14 protein-coding genes are annotated in these 17,074 nt (G+C 60.5%); 7 read left to right on the top strand and 7 right to left on the bottom strand.

Annotated elements, in window-relative coordinates; translation table 11 throughout:
• The first annotated feature begins 278 nt into the window (after positions 1 to 278).
• The 7 genes from J2T55_RS08935 to J2T55_RS08905 all read left to right on the top strand — a co-directional run bounded on the left by J2T55_RS08935 (position 279) and on the right by J2T55_RS08905 (position 10,461).
• Positions 279 to 707, top strand: coding sequence for a GNAT family N-acetyltransferase (locus tag J2T55_RS08935; protein ID WP_259055747.1), 429 nt, complete (start codon positions 279 to 281; stop codon positions 705 to 707).
• Positions 708 to 773: 66 nt separating this feature from the next.
• Positions 774 to 1,286 (top strand): DUF7931 domain-containing protein, encoded by a 513-nt coding sequence (locus J2T55_RS08930; protein ID WP_259055746.1) that lies wholly within the window; start codon positions 774 to 776, stop codon positions 1,284 to 1,286.
• 29 nt (positions 1,287 to 1,315) lie between these two features.
• A complete protein-coding gene (locus J2T55_RS08925) occupies positions 1,316 to 2,113 on the top strand; it encodes a secretin N-terminal domain-containing protein (protein ID WP_259055745.1) in 798 nt (265 codons plus the stop codon).
• Positions 2,114 to 2,151: 38 nt separating this feature from the next.
• Positions 2,152 to 6,024, top strand: a complete 3,873-nt coding sequence (gene purL / locus J2T55_RS08920) for a phosphoribosylformylglycinamidine synthase (RefSeq protein ID WP_259055748.1) — start codon at positions 2,152 to 2,154, stop codon at positions 6,022 to 6,024.
• Positions 6,025 to 6,084: 60 nt separating this feature from the next.
• Positions 6,085 to 6,633 carry a Smr/MutS family protein gene (locus J2T55_RS08915; RefSeq protein WP_259055744.1) on the top strand — a complete coding sequence of 183 codons (549 nt, stop codon included), beginning with the start codon at positions 6,085 to 6,087 and terminating at the stop codon, positions 6,631 to 6,633.
• A 195-nt stretch (positions 6,634 to 6,828) separates the two neighbouring features.
• Positions 6,829 to 7,944, top strand: a complete 1,116-nt coding sequence (locus J2T55_RS08910) for a response regulator (RefSeq protein ID WP_259055743.1) — start codon at positions 6,829 to 6,831, stop codon at positions 7,942 to 7,944.
• Between the two features lie 18 nt (positions 7,945 to 7,962).
• Positions 7,963 to 10,461, top strand: coding sequence for a response regulator (locus J2T55_RS08905; RefSeq protein ID WP_259055742.1), 2,499 nt, complete (start codon positions 7,963 to 7,965; stop codon positions 10,459 to 10,461).
• A gap of 8 nt (positions 10,462 to 10,469) precedes the next feature.
• Here the strand turns inward: J2T55_RS08905 and J2T55_RS08900 are convergent, their stop codons facing one another.
• The 7 genes from J2T55_RS08900 to J2T55_RS08870 form a co-directional block, all read right to left on the bottom strand.
• Entirely contained in the window at positions 10,470 to 11,369 is a 900-nt protein-coding gene (locus J2T55_RS08900) for a crotonase/enoyl-CoA hydratase family protein (RefSeq protein ID WP_259055741.1), read from the bottom strand.
• Between the two features lie 213 nt (positions 11,370 to 11,582).
• On the bottom strand, positions 11,583 to 12,050 hold the full coding sequence (ispF, locus tag J2T55_RS08895; protein ID WP_259055740.1) for a 2-C-methyl-D-erythritol 2,4-cyclodiphosphate synthase: 468 nt from the start codon (positions 12,048 to 12,050) through the stop codon (positions 11,583 to 11,585).
• 4 nt (positions 12,051 to 12,054) lie between these two features.
• Entirely contained in the window at positions 12,055 to 12,807 is a 753-nt protein-coding gene (gene ispD / locus J2T55_RS08890) for a 2-C-methyl-D-erythritol 4-phosphate cytidylyltransferase (RefSeq protein ID WP_259055739.1), read from the bottom strand.
• A 4-nt stretch (positions 12,808 to 12,811) separates the two neighbouring features.
• Positions 12,812 to 13,111 carry a cell division protein FtsB gene (ftsB, locus tag J2T55_RS08885; RefSeq protein ID WP_259055738.1) on the bottom strand — a complete coding sequence of 100 codons (300 nt, stop codon included), beginning with the start codon at positions 13,109 to 13,111 and terminating at the stop codon, positions 12,812 to 12,814.
• A gap of 58 nt (positions 13,112 to 13,169) precedes the next feature.
• Positions 13,170 to 14,459 carry a phosphopyruvate hydratase gene (gene eno, locus J2T55_RS08880; protein WP_259055737.1) on the bottom strand — a complete coding sequence of 430 codons (1,290 nt, stop codon included), beginning with the start codon at positions 14,457 to 14,459 and terminating at the stop codon, positions 13,170 to 13,172.
• 53 nt (positions 14,460 to 14,512) lie between these two features.
• Positions 14,513 to 15,334 carry a 3-deoxy-8-phosphooctulonate synthase gene (kdsA, locus tag J2T55_RS08875; protein ID WP_259055736.1) on the bottom strand — a complete coding sequence of 274 codons (822 nt, stop codon included), beginning with the start codon at positions 15,332 to 15,334 and terminating at the stop codon, positions 14,513 to 14,515.
• A complete protein-coding gene (locus J2T55_RS08870; RefSeq protein ID WP_259055734.1) occupies positions 15,321 to 16,979 on the bottom strand; it encodes a CTP synthase in 1,659 nt (552 codons plus the stop codon). The genes kdsA and J2T55_RS08870 overlap by 14 nt, the downstream gene beginning before the upstream one ends.
• Positions 16,980 to 17,074: the final 95 nt, after the last annotated feature.

Here is a 17,074-nt window from a genome sequence, read left to right as displayed (position 1 = left end):
CTTCAGTTTGTCCTGATCCATTGTCTCTGCCATTGATGGGCTCCTCTTGTACACTAGCACCAATGGGCAGTTACACAATTTGATTTACAGGCTCCAGAAATCTTCGCAGCGGGGTCACCGCTCCCACGATCATAAAACCAATCTTTGGGGGAGCCGATTAAAATCGGCGACACATGCGCCAGATGGTTTGCAGATTTCAATTCGCTTCCACGAAGGCGGGCTTCGCCAATTACCAGTTTCCAATCACTAATCACCAATAACCAGTCACCAATAACCCCATGAACCACAGCATCGACGTCTGGCGTGCCGACTGGCTTACCGAACAGGCCAGCATCTGCGACATCCGTTACCGCGTGTTCGTCGAGGAGCAGCGCGTGCCGGAGACACTGGAATGGGACGGGCTCGATGACCGCGCCATCCACGTACTCGGCCGGATTGACGGCGACCCGCCCTGCGGCACCGGCCGGCTGCTGACCAGCGGTCAAATCGGCCGCATGGCGGTCCTGCCGGAGGCGCGTGGTCGCGGCCTGGGCGGACGCCTGCTGACGGCCCTGCTGGCCGCTGCTGAAACGGCCGGGATCGAGCGCGTATTCCTGCACGGCCAGTTGCGGGCGCTGGATTTCTACCGGCGCTTCGGTTTCGAGCCCGTCGGTGCCGAGTTCATGGAGGCCGGCATCCGTCACCGCGTCATGGAACGGCGCAACTGACAGCCACAGATTGTATGCACCGGGGGCGTCCATTATCATTCCCGCCTGTCCCCTGCGGTGCCCGCCATGTATCAATTTGATCAGTACAGTCTCGGCCAGACCGACTCCGAACTGGAGCTGGACAGCCGTGAGCACAACCAGCTCGCCAGCCAGGCCATGGTCAGACAGGCGCGGCGCAGCCTCGACATCGCCAGCCGGCAGCTCGATCCGTCCGTCTACGACCAGCCCGATTTCATCGCGGCGGTCAAGCGCATGATCCTCGACAACCGGCGTTGCCAGGTGCGCGTGCTGGTTTTCGAGGCGCAGGCGATCGCCCGGCGCGGCCACCAGCTTTTGCAGCTGGCCGGCGATCTGAGCAGCTTCATCGAGCTGCGCCAGGCAGCACGCCAGCATGACGACTACGGCGAGGCGTTGCTGGTCGCCGATCGCTGCGGCTACATTCACCGGCCGCTGGGCAATCGTTACGAGGCCGGTGCCAACTTCAGCGCCCGGCGCCGGGCACAGGCATTGCTGAACACCTTTGAGGACATGTGGGCACACGCCTCCAGCAGCGTCTATTTGCGTCGGTTGTCGCTATGATCGGCCGGCGATCGCTGGGCTTTTTGATCATGGCTGTTTTCTGTGCGCTGCTGGCAACACCGGCGCTGGCCGACGATCGCAAGCTCGAGGTCATCGAACTCGAACACCAGCTGGTCGGCGACGTATTGCCGGTACTCGAACCGCTGGTGGAACCGGGCGGCAGCATCAGCGGCATGAACAATCAACTGATCATCAAGGCGTCGCCGGACAACATACGCAGCATCAAGGCCGTACTCGCCCGGCTCGACAACGCACCGCGGCAGCTGATGATCACGGTCAGGCAGGACAGCAGCAGCGATAGCCGCCGCCGCGAAGAGGGGATCAGCGGTCGTTACGATAACGACGGCGGCCGGCTGCGGTACGAACTCGACGATCGGCAATCGCGCGATCATGATCGCGGCAGCTACCGCGTGCGGGCGACAGCCGGTTACCCGGCCCATATCCAGTCGGGTCAGTTGTACCCGTTTCCGCGCCGTGACGTGTATGTCACGCCCGGCAGCGTCGTCGTCCGCGACAGTCAGCAGTACGAGAATGTCAGTTCCGGCTTTTACGTACTGCCACGGCTGCAGGGCGACCAAGTCACGCTGGAGGTTGCGCCGCGCGTGGAACGCATCCAGCGCGAACGCGGCGGCGCCAGCATCCGGTTGCAGGATGTGCAGACCGTCGTCAGCGGCCGGCTGGGCGAATGGCTGACGATCGGCGGCGTCGATACCGAGAGTGAACGTGACGACGATCGCCTGCTGAGCCGTGATGAGCGCCAGCGTTCCAGCCAGTCCCGCATCCAGATCCGTGTCGACGCGGTTGATGAATCCCAGAAAAGACAATGAACAAACCCGCAACCAGGCCTGACCTTTCCAGCACCATGATCGAAATTCTTGACGGCGGCCGGGCCCGGTCCGATTTCCGCCTCGCTAAACTGCTTGCCGACATCAATGCCGTTGCACCGGGCGTCACGCGCATCAGCGCGCGCTTTCTGCACTGCGTGCAGCTTGCCGAGCCACTCGATGACGACGAACGCCGGCGTCTGGATGCGCTGCTGCATTACGGTGAAGCGGCTGACGCTGATGCGACGACCGCCATCGAGATCGTCACCGCGCCGCGTTTCGGCACGCAGTCGCCGTGGTCGAGCAAGGCCACCGACATCCTGCATCACTGCGATCTCGACAAGGTGCTGCGCATCGAGCGCGCCATCGCCTGGAGCCTGCACGGCGAGCCGGCGCCGGACGCGGACGCCCGGCACGCGATCAAGCCGCTGCTGCACGATCGCATGACCGAGGTGGCGCTGGACCGGCGCGATGCACTGACCGGCCTGTTCAGCCACGGCGAACCGGCGCCGGTGACGACCATCGATCTGGGTGACGACGCCGTTGCCGCCCTGAACGCCGCCAACGAGCGCCTTGGACTGGCGCTGGCCGGGGAAGAAATCGACTACCTGGCGGAAGGCTATACCCGGCTCGGGCGCAACCCCAGCGACGTCGAACTGATGATGTTCGCGCAGGTGAACTCGGAACACTGCCGGCACAAGATATTCAAGGCCGCCTGGACCATCGACGGCGAAGCACACGATACGTCGTTGTTCGATTTCATTCGCCAGACGCACGACACCCACCCCGGCCGCGTGCTGTCGGCGTATTCCGACAACGCTGCGGTCAGCCGCGGCTTCGATGCCAGCCGCTTCTTTCCCGACGGCAGCAATCAGTACCGCTACTGCGAGGAACCGGTACATCTGCTGATGAAGGTGGAAACGCACAACCACCCGACCGCGATCGCGCCCTACGCCGGCGCCGCCACCGGCGCCGGCGGCGAGATCCGGGACGAGGCCGCCACCGGCCGCGGCGCCAGGCCGAAGGCCGGCATGAGCGGCTTCTCGGTCGCCAACCTGCGCATTCCCGATCACCTGCAGCCGTGGGAAACCGACCATGGTCGGCCACAGCGGCTCGCCCCGGCGCTGGCCATCATGACCGACGGGCCGATCGGCGCCGCGTCGTTCAACAACGAATTCGGCCGGCCAGCGCTCGGCGGCTACTTCCGCACGTTCGAAATGTCCGATCGCCACGGCCGCCTGCGCGGCTACCACAAGCCGATCATGATCGCCGGCGGCTACGGCATGATCCGCGACGAACACGTGCACAAGCAGGACATCCCGGCCGGCGCCAGCCTGGTCGTGCTCGGCGGCCCGGCCATGCTGATCGGCCTCGGCGGCGGCGCGGCGTCGTCCATCGCCAGCGGTGCCGGCGACGCCGAGCTCGACTTCGCCTCGGTGCAGCGCGACAACCCGGAAATGCAGCGCCGCTGCCAGGAGGCGATCGATCGCTGCTGGGCGCTGGGTGCCGACAACCCGATCGTCAGTATCCACGACGTCGGCGCCGGCGGCCTGTCGAACGCGCTGCCGGAACTCGCCGACGGTAGCGGCCGCGGCGCCGAAATCGAGCTCCGCCGGGTACCGAACGCCGAACCGGGCATGTCGCCGCTGCAGATCTGGTGCAACGAGTCGCAGGAGCGCTACGTGCTGGCGCTGCAGCCCGGCAGCGAGGAATGCTTCCGGCAAATCTGCGCGCGCGAACGCGCACCGTTCGCCATTCTCGGCACGGCCACCGACGCCGGCCACCTGCGCGTTCACGACGAATACTTCGACAACGATCCGATCGATCTGCCGATGCCTTTCCTGCTCGGCGATCTGCCGCGCATGCAGCGCACGGCCGAACACGAAGCCGTGCCGGCTACAGAATTCACCGCCGCCGACATTGCCATCGACGTGGCCGCCGAGCGGGTACTGAACCTGCCGACGGTTGCCGACAAGCGCTTTTTGATCACCATTGGCGATCGCACGGTTTCCGGTCTGGTGGTGCGCGACCAGATGGTCGGCCCGTGGCAGGTGCCGGTGGCCGACTGCGCCGTGACCGCGGCCGGCTACGACACGCTGACCGGCGAGGTCATGGCGGTGGGCGAGCGCACGCCACTGGCATTACTCGATGCACCGGCATCCGGGCGCATGGCGGTTGCCGAGGCAATCACCAATATCTGTGCGGCACGCGTACTACGGCTCGACGACATCGCCTTGTCGGCCAACTGGATGGCGGCCTGCGGCGCGCCGGGCGAGGACGCCGCGCTCTACGACACCGCCCGCGCGGTATCCGGGTTTTGCCGCGACCTCGGCATCGCCATTCCAGTCGGCAAGGATTCGTTGTCGATGCAGACCGTGTGGCAGCAGGACGGCGCCGAGCGGCGCGCCGTCGCCCCGCTGTCGCTGATCGTCACCGCCTTTGCACCGGTGGCCAACGTGCGCCAGTCGCTGACACCAGAGTTACAGACCCTGGATGAACCGACATCGCTGTTGCTGATCGACCTCGGCCGCGGCCGCCAACGGCTCGGCGGTTCGTCGCTGGCCCAGGTTTACGAACAGACGGGCGGCGACAGTCCCGACTGCGAGCGGCCCGAAGACCTCGTTGAACTGTTCCGCGCCATCCAGCTGTTCAACGACAACGGCCTGCTGCTCGCCTATCACGATCGCAGTGACGGCGGCCTGTTTACGACGTTGTGCGAAATGGCTTTCGCCGCGCATCGCGGCCTCGACATCGACGTCGTTGCACTGGGCGACAACGCCGCCGCCGCGCTGTTCAACGAGGAGCTGGGTGCGGTCATCCAGGTGCGCACGGCCGACCGGGACGCCGTGCTCGAACACTTCGAGCAAACGTCACTGGCCGGCCACGTCCACGCTATCGGTGCGCCAGCGGATGGTCATGACCTGACCATCCGCCGGAACGGCCGGACGATATTCACGGGCTCGCTGCCAGCGCTGCAGGCGCACTGGTCGGCCACCAGCTATCACATGCAGTCACTGCGCGATAACCCCGAATGCGCGCGCGAGGAGTACGCCCAGCTGCAGGACTGGCGCGATCCGGGCCTGCGCTGTGAAGCGCCGTTCGCCGAACGGCTGGCCGCGCCCCTGCCCGGCGGTGCGCGGCCGCGGGTGGCGATCCTGCGCGACCAGGGCGTCAACGGCCAGGTCGAGATGGCGGCGGCGTTCGAGCGCGCCGGCTTCGACGCTTTCGACGTGCCGATGACCGATCTGCTCACCGGCCGTGCCGACCTCGGCGACTATGCCGGCCTGGCCGCCTGCGGCGGTTTTTCCTACGGCGACGTGCTTGGCGCCGGCGGCGGCTGGGCCAAGTCGATCCGGTTCAACAACCGGCTGCGCGACCAGTTTGCCGCGTTTTTCGAGCGCAGTGACAAGTTCGCGCTCGGCGTCTGCAACGGCTGCCAGATGTTTTCGCAGCTGCGCGATCTGATCCCGGGCGCGGCGCACTGGCCGGATTTCCTGCGCAACCGGTCGGAGCAGTTCGAGGCCCGCCTGGCACTGGTCGAGGTGCTGGACTCGCCGTCGGTGCTGCTGGCCGGTATGCAGGGGGCACGCCTGCCGATCGCCGTCGCCCACGGCGAGGGCCGGGTCAGTTTTGCCGACCCGGGCGCGGCTGATCAGGCGATCCCGGCACTGCGCTACATCGACAGTCACGGCAAGCCGGCCAATCGCTATCCAGCCAATCCGAACGGTTCCACTGACGGCGTCACCGGCTTCACCAGCGACGACGGCCGCGTGACGATCCTGATGCCACACCCGGAACGCATGTTCCTGCGCCAGCAGTACTCGTGGTTGCCGGCGGACTGGACGACCGCGGACGGACCGTGGCTGCAGCTGTTCCGCAACGCGCGTTTCTGGCTGGACCAGGCCCGGCACTGACAGTTCCGGGCATCTGTTTTACACTCGCCGTGTAACCGACTCGTAGGCGGATTTCCCGTAATGGCCGATCCCGACGATATCAGTCCGGAAGACAGCGAACTGTTTCGCAGTGCCGTGGGTGCCGTTGAGCCGGTACAGTCACCGGCCCGCATTCGCTCGGATACACCGCGACCCCAACCGCAGCCCTACCAGACCCGTCGGGCGGAAGCCGAGGTCCTGGAGGAAATGGCCAGCGGCGACATGACCATGGCCGATGTGGAAACCGGCGAGGAACTTTCATACAAGCGTCCGGGGATTCAGACACAGGTCTTCAAACGCCTGCGCCGCGGCCAGTTCATCGTTGAGGCCGAACTGGATCTGCACGGCCTGACCACGGAGCTGGCGCGGCGCGAACTCAACGAATTCCTGGCTGCCTGCCGTCATTACAATCGCCGTTGCATACGCATCATTCATGGCAAGGGCCGCGGTTCACCGGATGGCCGGCCCGTGCTCAAGATCCATGTTAATCACTGGCTGCGGCTCTGCGATGATGTGCTCGCTTTCTGCTCGGCACGGCCGGTTGATGGGGGTACCGGTGCCATTTATGTGTTGTTACGCCAGCGGAAATGACTCCATTTCGGCCCACTTACTTCCCGATCCGGCCAAATACGCTATTATTAGATTTATGAGGGTCTAGCGCGGCAGTCTGGCTACCGGGACAAAAAACAACACGATTTCACAAAACCAGCCGGCCCAGGGACGATGACTGCCCGCCGAAGCACATACAGCCAATAACAATCAGGCTCCGGCCTAGGGATGCATCCATTGTCACGAACCACCAGCCAATCAGCGCAAAACAGCCTCAATGCAACCGTCATGATCGTCGACGATCAGATGACAAGCCGCTTGATCCTGGAGACGATTACCAAAAGCATCGCCAGCAATATTGAGGTACGCTCCTTCGATAACGCCGAGACAGCGCTGGAACTGGCCCGGCAACAACCGCCCAACCTGGTGCTGGCCGACGTCAAGATGCCACACATGGATGGTATCGAGTTCACCCGCCAGCTGCGCAGCCTGCCGAACTGTCACGACATCCCGATCGTAATCATCACCATTTACGACGACCGGACAACGCTATACAAGGCGCTCGATGCTGGCGCAACGGACTTTTTGCGCAAGCCGGTGGACCATTACGAATGCAAGGTGCGCTGTCGCAATCTTCTGGCGATGAACAAGCAGCAGCTGATCATCCGCAACCGCGCCAGTTCACTGGAGAGCCAGGTCCACCTGGCCACCGAGGCCATCCATACCCGCGAAAAGGAAACGCTGTACCGGCTCGCGCGGGCCGGCGAGTTCCGCGAGAACATCAGCGGCCGGCGCCTGCTGCGCATGGGCCAGTTCTCGGTCATCATCGCGCGGGCACTGGGTCTGCCCGAGGATGAATGTCGCATTCTTGAGTTCGCGGCACCGATGCACGATATCGGCAAGATCGGCATTCCCGATGCGATCCTGAAAAAGCCGGACCGTTTGACCACTGAAGAATTCGAGGTCATGAAAAACCATACCACCATCGGCTATGAGATTCTCAAGGACAGTCCCTCGCCCTATCTGCAGATGGGCGCCATTATTGCGCTGAACCACCATGAAAAATATGACGGCCATGGCTACCCCAACGGCCTCAAGGGCGAGGATATACCCCTGGTGGCCCGCATAGCCGCGGTAGCCGACGTCTTCGACGCACTCATCAGCAAACGCAGTTACAAGGATGCCTGGCCGCGCGATGATGCCTATTCATTTATCAAGATCGCGCGTGGCGCGCACCTGGACCCGGCTTGTGTCGATGCATTCGTGGAAAATTACTCGGCCATTGCTGACTGCTGTGACGAATTTGAAAACCTGTCGATCCCGTCCGTCGCCGAATTTTCCGGCAATTACTAGTCCGGACAGCCCCAGAACATGCTCGCCAAGCTGCTTAAGCATTCGCACCCGCGTTCCGATACCGAGCTTGAACAATGCTCCATCAGGCTGATCATTCTCGCGATCGTCTTCACCTACCTGTCGCTTAACCTGCCCGCCGGCAAAGAGCAACTCATTCTGGGTGGCATCGTTTTTGTAAGCCTTGCGGCTATTATCCTGTTTGCGTTGTGTTACCTGTCGACGCAGACTTCGGTTGCCCGACGCCTGACAGGCATGGTGCTTGATCTCGGAGCGACCACATTTTTCATGTCGACGATGGCGTCCGCCGCGCCCATATTCGGTGTCTATCTCTGGGTCACACTGGGTAATGGCTTTCGCTACGGCGCGCATTATCTCTATCTCTCTGCCGTCGCCAGCGTCATCGGATTTCTGGTGGTCATGTTCGTATCGGATTACTGGATCGAGCATCGGGTTCTGGCCATCGGTCTGCTGGCGGCATTGCTCGTTATTCCGATGTACGTCGGCGTCCTGATCCGGCGTCTGAATACCGCCGTCAAGTCCGCCAACGTTGCGAACGAGGCGAAGTCCAAGTTCCTGGCCAACATGAGCCATGAAATCAGAACGCCACTGAATGGCATCATCGGCATGAGCGATCTGCTGATGACGACCTCGCTGGATGATGAACAAAAGGATTATGCCGACACCATACACGGTTCTGCACATACCCTTCTCAGCCTGGTCAATGACATACTGGATCTGTCCAAGATCGAGGCTGGCAAGATTAACCTGGAAACGAATGACTATGATCTGCATGTACTGATCAACAGCACATTACGCATGTTTCAGCGCCAGGCCGAAGATAAGGGTCTGCAATTGCAGACGCATATTGCACCAGAGCTACCCTACCGGCTACAGGGGGATGTACACCATCTACGCCAGGTACTCATGAATCTGCTCTCCAATGCCATCAAGTTTACCGAGCGAGGGCAAATCCAGGTAGTTGTCGAGTCGTATCATTCCATCGGCAGCAACCCCGCCAATGTTGGTCTGCTATTCAAGGTCACCGATACGGGTATTGGCATATCCGAAGATGCGCAGGCACGGATTTTCGAGAGTTTTTCCCAGGCTGACGATTCGATCACGCGAAAATTCGGCGGCACTGGCTTGGGTATTTCCATATCCAAGCAATTGGTTGATCTCATGGATGGCACGCTGGGCGTGGAAAGTCAATCGGGGAAAGGATCGACATTCTGGTTTCGTATTGAGCAACAGGTCAGTGAGCAGGATGACACGCACGACAGCCTCTCCGGCTATCACCGGATTATATCTTTGTTGCCCGAGGGCGAACGTCTGCAGCAGCTGAATTCCATGCTGGCCGACTGGGGTATACGCTCGATCAATCTGCCGGATGCCGACAAACTCATGGACAAAATGGCCAATGGTGCCATCAATCTCGACCATGTTGATGTATTGTTGATCGATGCCTCGGTTACAGGTAACGACGCCAATGCCCTGGCCGGACGCATACGTGACTACTCCAGTGTCCCCCGGCTGGTACTGATTCGCGAACAGGCTGTTCATCAGGCCATGGAAAAAACACTGCTGAGCAGCGGCTATTTCTGCGCCATCGGCTATCCGCTCGACAAGCGCATCCTGTTCAACGTAATTCATGCTGCCACTGCCAATGACCTCTATAACTCGCGAATTGCCAATTTACTGGATCACTATCATGCCAGCAGTGACGAATCCAGACAGAAGGGCAAGAACATTCTGGTCGGTGAGGACAATCCGACCAATCAGAAAGTCATTGCCAAGATGCTTGAACATGCAGGTCATAAAGTAACCTTGACCGAGAATGGCGAGGCCGTACTGGATGCACTCGAACAGCAGCGCTACGACCTCGTCATCATGGATATGCATATGCCGGTGATGGGCGGTATCGAGGCAGCCAAGATCATCCGCTTCAGTTATGCCGATCAACCAATACCGATCATCATGCTGACGGCCAACGCGACATCCGAAGCGGTTCAAGCCTGCAAGGATGCTGGTATCGATGCCTATCTCAGCAAGCCCATAGAAGCCGAACGTCTGCTCGACCATATCAGCTTGTATGGCAATGACAACGCGGCTGATGAACAGGTATCAGAAAAGAGCGCGATAACGACGGAACTGTCCACCCCGGCTGTTGATGAGCATATTCTTGACAGTCTCGCCGAGATTGCCAAGGATCCTGAATTTATTCGCGACCTGATCGATGGTTTCCTGCAGGATAATTCCGAATCGCTGAACAATCTGGATGCGGCCTTGTCTGCAGAGGATTTCAGCCAGGTTCGTGATCTGGCTCATACCATTACCGGTAGTGCCCGCAGTATCGGTGCGCATCAACTGGGACGGGTATGCAGTGAGGTCAACCGCATGAGTGACGAACACCTGCGGTCGCATGGGCGGGAACAGCTACAACTGATTGGTGAGGCCCTTGAGGCGACCCGGGAGGGACTGCTCTCCTACCGGGATCGCCAGGCCTATGCTGCTATCTGACAGTCGTTTCAGGCAATGGCCTGTAGTGGCGCCTGACTTTCGGTGCCACCAGAGACCATACGGTACTGGGCACTGACCAGCCGTTCCATGACCTTTAGATCCCGCGCTGTCAACTGTAATGCGGCATCCACCCACAGATGGCAAACGCGCATCAGTTCATGGTAACTGAGCGGCTGACTGAGCTGACGCACTCTCTGCATTGACAACTGTGTATTACGACGCCGCTGGTTGCGCTGCACGTACTCGTGAACTGCCGCCTCACCGGCACCCGGCTCTGCCAATATGTCGACCACGCCCATCTCGTAGAGCTCTTCTGCCTCGTATAGACGGCCGCTCATGATCATGCGCTCGACCTGGGCCTGAGGTAAACGCCGGGCGAGGAGCTGATAGGCGCCCATGCCCGGAAACAGGTTGAACAGTACTTCCGGCAGTCCCATCCGGGCATCACGTTCGGCAATGATGATGCTGCTGGACAGGGCCGACTCGAATCCACCACCCAGAGCCTGACCTTTCACCAATGCAATGGTCGTTACCGTACCCTGGAAATTGCAGCTGGTCGGGTAAAGACCATCAATGCACAGCTTGGCATAGTCGGTCAGCCGTTGCCGGTCGCGCTTGCGTAAACAATGCAGAAACAGTTCCAGATCTCCGCCAAGGTTGTAAGGCATGCCATCGGGCGAGGTCATGACCTGATAATCGACTTTGACGAAATCATCGGCATGCGGATAGTAGCCCCGGTTACGCTGCAGGGTGTTATGCGAGGCAATGATTTCCTTGACCAGATCGACCGAGAAACAGGGCCGGCCTTCGGGTTGCATGTACATCCAGAGAACACCTTGCGAGGCATCCATGCGAAGTTTGATTTGCTTGAATTGTTCCAGAATATGATGCGTGTTTATGGCTTCCATTACTTTATCCTCCTGGACTTGTAGTCCGGGTTAGCTGACGACATGAGGTAGTTACTTGCTCACAGAGGGATTCATTCCCAATGGCGGGGACTATCCATCAATAAGTCTAGTCCAGGAAGTCTTGGCTGGCCGCAGAAAACCGGCAAAAATCGGACAAACGGGGGCGTCTGGCCGCCCGGGCGGCAGACGCGGAATAGGCGGGATGGCGTTTTTTCAGGCGATCAGGGCGACCGCATAGACCACGATCCCCTCACGGCGGCCGATAAAGCCCATACCCTCGGTCGTTGAGGCCTTGATATTCAGGTTATCGGGCTCGGTCGCCAGGTCGGTGGCCAGATTAGTGCGCATCGACTCAATATGGGGCGCCATTTTGGGCGCCTGCGCGAGGATCGTGACATCGGCATTACACAGGCGATAGCCCCTGTCCGCCAGCAGACCGGCCACATGGCGCAGCAGAATGCGGCTATCGACATTTTCATAGTCCGCACTGGTGTCCGGAAAATGCTGACCGATATCGCCCAGTGCCGCAGCACCGAGCAGGGCGTCGCAGAGCGCGTGAATGACCGCGTCGCCGTCGGAATGGGCCGCCAGCCCCTTGTCATGGGGAATGGTTACACCGCCAAGGATCAGTGGGCGGTCACTAACCAATGCGTGGGCATCATAACCGTGGCCGATACGCATGACTTCAGTTCTCCCCGGAACAACGCCCGGCCGCGTGATGTGCGACATCATCTGACGCTTGTGCCTGAGCACGCAGATAGATTTCCGCCAGCGCCAGATCGGTATTCAGCGTGATCTTGATGTTGTCCGGCGCTCCCTTGATAAATTTCGGCTGCAAACCTAGGCGTTCCATGGCCTGGGCTTCGTCGGTGACGACGGCATCCTCGGCAATGGCCTGGTGCAGGGCATGTTTCAATGCCTGCAGGCGAAACATCTGCGGTGTCAGTGCATGCCAGAGCTGGCTGCGATCGATCGTCGCCGTAACCTCATCCATGTCGTTGGCACGTTTCATGGTATCGCGAACCGGCCAGCCGAGCAGACCACCAACCGAATGTTGCTCAAGCTGGCTCAGGAGCCGGGATATATCAGCGCTGCGAATGCAAGGTCGGGCCGCATCGTGTACCAGAACCCAGTCATCCGGCTGCGCCTCGGTTTCCAGCCGCGTCAGTCCATTCAGAACGGAATGCATGCGCTCGGCGCCGCCTTCGGCCCGGCGGACCTTGCGATGCTGGGAAATGCCGAGATGTGCCCAGCGATGGTCATCGCTGGCGATGGCGACCGCAACAGCCTGAATGGCCGGATGGTCACAAAACCGCTGCAGGGTGTGTTCAAGTACCGAACGGCCGCAGACTTCGAGATATTGCTTGGGCATACCGGCCGCCATGCGACTGCCGATTCCCGCCGCAGGTACGACGGCCCAGCATCTGCGCGCGGCCATGCGTTCAATCCCCGTCAATACTGGAGAGATTCTCGCGATCGACGATCTGGTAGAACGTCTCGTTCGCGCGAATCATGCCCAGTTCGCTACGGGCACGCTCTTCCAGCGCTTCCTTGCCGTGCTTGAGGTCCATGACTTCGGCCGCCAGCGATTCATTGCGTTCGCTCAGACGCTGATTCTGCTCGCGCAATTCAGCCCGCGTCTGCTGCAGATGATTGACCTCGGTGAGACTGCCATTACCGATCCACAATTGATATTGCAGAAAGCAAAGCAGCAACAGTAACAGCAGTGTCAGTCCCTTCATCGCTTCCCTCTTCGGCAGTTCAGTCCGTCAGCCCCTGACTGAGTGCGCACGGGCGTGTTCAGCCTCTGCCCAGATTATAGAACGCATCCATGCCCGGGTAACTGGCCCGACCGCCGAGTTCATCCTCGATCTGCATAAGGCGGTTGTACTTGGCTACCCGATCCGAGCGCGACAGCGAGCCGGTCTTGATCTGGCCGGCCGAGGTGGCCACTGCCAGATCGGCGATCGTCGTATCTTCGGTCTCGCCCGAGCGATGCGATATGACCGCGGTGTAGCCGGCCTTTTTCGCCATATCGATTGCCGCCAGGGTCTCGCTCAGGGTACCGATCTGGTTGACCTTGATGAGAATCGAATTGCCGATATTCTCGCGGATGCCGCGCTCCAGCAACTCGGTATTGGTAACGAACAGGTCGTCGCCGACCAGCTGCACGTCCTTGCCCAGTTTGTCGGTAAGCTGACGCCAGCCCTCCCAGTCATCCTCGGCCATGCCATCTTCCATGGTGATGATGGGATACTTGTCGAACCATGGACTGAGATAGTCAATAAACTCGGCGGCATTGAGCGACTTGTTTTCCGATTCGAGCTGATATTGACCGGCCTTGAAAAATTCGGAACTGGCGACATCCAGCCCCAGCAGGATGTCCTCGCCGGGGCGGTAGCCGGCTTTTTCAATGGCCTCAAGAATGAGTTCAATGGCCGCTTCGTTCGACGGCAGATTCGGTGCAAAGCCACCTTCATCGCCTACCGTCGTACTCATGCCGCGATCACCAAGCACTGCCTTAAGTGCATGGAAGACCTCGGCACCATAGCGTACTGACTCGCGCAGACTGGCCGCCCCCACCGGCAGGATCATGAACTCCTGCAGATCGACGCTGTTGTTGGCGTGAGCACCGCCGTTGATGATGTTCATCATGGGTACCGGCATGCGGAACGAGCCCTCGCCGCCGAGATAGGCGTACAGTGGCAGGTTTTCCGCGGCGGCGGCGGCATGGGCAACTGCCATCGACACGCCCAGCAGCGCATTGGCGCCCAGGCTGGATTTATTGGCCGTACCGTCCAGGTCACGCATGATCTGATCGACACCGGCCTGATCGGTAATGTCATGACCGGCCAGTGCCGGCGCGATCCGGCTGTTTATGTTGTCGACCGCCTTCAGCACGCCCTTGCCCAGATAGCGCTGCTTGTCGCCGTCACGCAGTTCCAGCGCCTCACGGACGCCGGTCGAGGCACCGGATGGCACCATGGCACTACCCTGGGTGCCATTGTCCGTGACGACTTCAGCCTGAATGGTCGGATTGCCGCGCGAATCCAGAATCTCGCGCGCGTTAATGGTTTTGATTCGGGACACCTGTTACCCCACGCTTTTTATCGTTCTTGATGTATTAATAATGAATTACTTTGTCAGCTGAGCTGGCTACGCTTGCTGCACTGATCCAGCTCCCGCAGCGTTTCCAGCAGAGCACGCATCTGCCCCAGCGGCCAGGCATTCGGACCGTCGCTGAGTGCCTTGTCCGGATCCGGGTGCGTTTCCATGAACACACCGGCAACACCGACGGCAACGGCTGCCCGCGCCAATGCCGGCACGAATTCGCGCTGGCCACCGGAACGACCACCCTGGCCACCGGGCATCTGTACCGAATGGGTGGCATCGAATACCACCGGGCAACCGGTATCCTGCATGATTACCAGTGCCCGCATGTCCGAAACCAGGTAATTGTAGCCGAAGCTGGCACCACGCTCACAAACCATGATCTGATCGTTACCGACAGCCCGGGCCTTGTCGACCACGTTCTGCATGTCCCACGGCGCCAGGAACTGACCTTTCTTGATATTGACCGGCTTGCCGGCACGCGCAACCCGCTGGATGAAGTTAGTCTGCCGGCAGAGAAATGCCGGCGTCTGCAGCACGTCCGCCACTGCGGCCACCTCGTCCATGGGCGTATCCTCATGCACGTCGGTCAGTACTGGCACGCCGATGTCCTGCTTCACCTTTTCGAGTATCCGCAGTCCTTCATCAATGCCCGGACCGCGGAAACTCTCCATCGAGGTGCGGTTGGCCTTGTCGTACGACGACTTGTAGATGAACGGGATACCCAGTGCCGCGGTCATTTCACGCAGCTGTCCGGCGGTATCCAGTGCCAGCTGCTCGCTCTCGATCACGCACGGACCGGCGATGACGAACAGCGGCTTGTCGTTGCCGGCCTCGAAATCACACAAGCGCATCGGTAACTTCCTTTTGCTGCTGCAGATGATAATCGGCGGCTGCCTGCACGAAACCGGCGAACAGTGGATGGCCGTCGCGCGGTGTCGAGGTAAATTCGGGATGGAACTGGCAGGCGACGAACCAGGGATGATGATCGATCTCGATGATCTCGACCAGCCGTTCGTCGATCGAGGTACCGGCAACCCGCAGGCCTGCCTCTTCCAGTTGGCGGCGATAAACATTGTTGAATTCGTAACGGTGCCGGTGGCGTTCAATCACCTCGTCGACACCATACAGATCACGAACGCGTGACTCCGGCAGTAACCGGCAGGTCTGGCCACCGAGCCGCATGGTACCGCCGAGGTCGGAGCTGTCGTCGCGGTGTTCGATGCGGCCGGCCGAGTCCAGCCATTCTGTGATCAGGGCGATTACCGGGTGCGGCGTATCGCGATCGAATTCGGTACTGTTGGCGCCGGCCAGACCGGCGACATTGCGGGCGAATTCAATCACCGCTACCTGCATGCCGAGGCACAACCCGAGATAGGGCACACCGTTTTCACGGGCATAACGTACGGCCTCAATCTTGCCGTCGATACCCCGGTTACCAAAACCGCCCGGCACCAGAATGGCATCCATGTCTTTCAGGCAATCGATGCCGTCGCGCTCGATATCCTCGGAATCCACATAATGAATACAGGTTCGCATGCGCGTGTGAATGCCGGCATGACTCAGTGCCTCGGACAGTGACTTGTAGGAGTCGGCAAGCTCAATGTACTTGCCGACCATGGCGATGTTGACCTCGCCACGAGGATTGCTCATGGCCTCGACCACCGCATCCCATTCGCTCAGATCAGCGGTGGGAACATCCAGGGCAAATTTCTTCACCACGATCTCGTCCAGGCCCTGTTCAAAATACAGGCGCGGGATCTTGTAGATGTTGTCGACGTCCAGCGCCGAGATAATGGCTGACTCCTCGACATTGGTGAACAGCGCCATCTTGCGGCGCTCGTTGTCGGGCAACGGCCGGTCGGTGCGACACAACAGGACATCCGGCTGGATACCGATGGAACGCAGTTCCTTGACCGAGTGCTGGGTCGGCTTGGTCTTGATCTCGCCGACCGTGCCGATGTAGGGCACCAGGGTCAGATGAATGAACATCACCCGCTGGGCACCAAACTCCACCCGCATCTGGCGGATGGCTTCCAGGAACGGCTGGCCCTCGATATCACCGACCGTACCGCCAATCTCGACCATCGCGATGTCGGCATCACCGGCGCCCTCGATAACGCAGCGCTTGATCTCGTCGGTGATGTGCGGAATCACCTGCACCGTACCGCCGAGATAATCACCCCGGCGCTCTTTCTGTATCACATTCAGATAGATACGGCCGGTTGTGAAATTGTTGCTCTGGGTCATCCGGGTGCGCACGAAGCGCTCGTAATGACCCAGGTCGAGATCCGTTTCGGCGCCGTCCTCGGTGACGAAGACTTCGCCGTGCTGGAACGGGCTCATGGTGCCCGGATCGACATTGATATAGGGATCGAGTTTGAGCAGCGTCACCTTCAGGCCGCGCGCTTCCAGCAGCGCGCCCAGCGAGGCGCTCGCAATACCCTTGCCGAGCGACGATACGACGCCGCCGGTTGTAAAAATAAAACGCGTATTCACGGGTTGGGCACCGGGTTACGAAACTGGAGGGGAGCGTCCCCGCGGGCCGGCTTCAGGCGGTCCGTAGCTGGGCTGATGAGGACGCAGGCTGACTT

The sequence above is a fragment of the Methylohalomonas lacus genome (assembly GCF_024808875.1).
Taxonomy (GTDB): domain Bacteria; phylum Pseudomonadota; class Gammaproteobacteria; order Methylohalomonadales; family Methylohalomonadaceae; genus Methylohalomonas; species Methylohalomonas lacus.
This window is presented reverse-complemented; position numbering and strand designations above follow the sequence as displayed.

Coding starts and splice junctions, on each gene's coding strand:
- J2T55_RS08935 (WP_259055747.1), top strand. CDS start 279: ATGAACCACAGCATCGACGTCTGGCGTGCCGACTGGCTTACCGAACAG.
- J2T55_RS08930 (WP_259055746.1), top strand. CDS start 774: ATGTATCAATTTGATCAGTACAGTCTCGGCCAGACCGACTCCGAACTG.
- J2T55_RS08925 (WP_259055745.1), top strand. CDS start 1,316: ATGGCTGTTTTCTGTGCGCTGCTGGCAACACCGGCGCTGGCCGACGAT.
- J2T55_RS08915 (WP_259055744.1), top strand. CDS start 6,085: ATGGCCGATCCCGACGATATCAGTCCGGAAGACAGCGAACTGTTTCGC.
- J2T55_RS08905 (WP_259055742.1), top strand. CDS start 7,963: ATGCTCGCCAAGCTGCTTAAGCATTCGCACCCGCGTTCCGATACCGAG.
- J2T55_RS08900 (WP_259055741.1), bottom strand. CDS start 11,369: ATGGAAGCCATAAACACGCATCATATTCTGGAACAATTCAAGCAAATC.
- ispF (WP_259055740.1), bottom strand. CDS start 12,050: ATGCGTATCGGCCACGGTTATGATGCCCACGCATTGGTTAGTGACCGC.
- ispD (WP_259055739.1), bottom strand. CDS start 12,807: ATGGCCGCGCGCAGATGCTGGGCCGTCGTACCTGCGGCGGGAATCGGC.
- ftsB (WP_259055738.1), bottom strand. CDS start 13,111: ATGAAGGGACTGACACTGCTGTTACTGTTGCTGCTTTGCTTTCTGCAA.
- kdsA (WP_259055736.1), bottom strand. CDS start 15,334: ATGCGCTTGTGTGATTTCGAGGCCGGCAACGACAAGCCGCTGTTCGTC.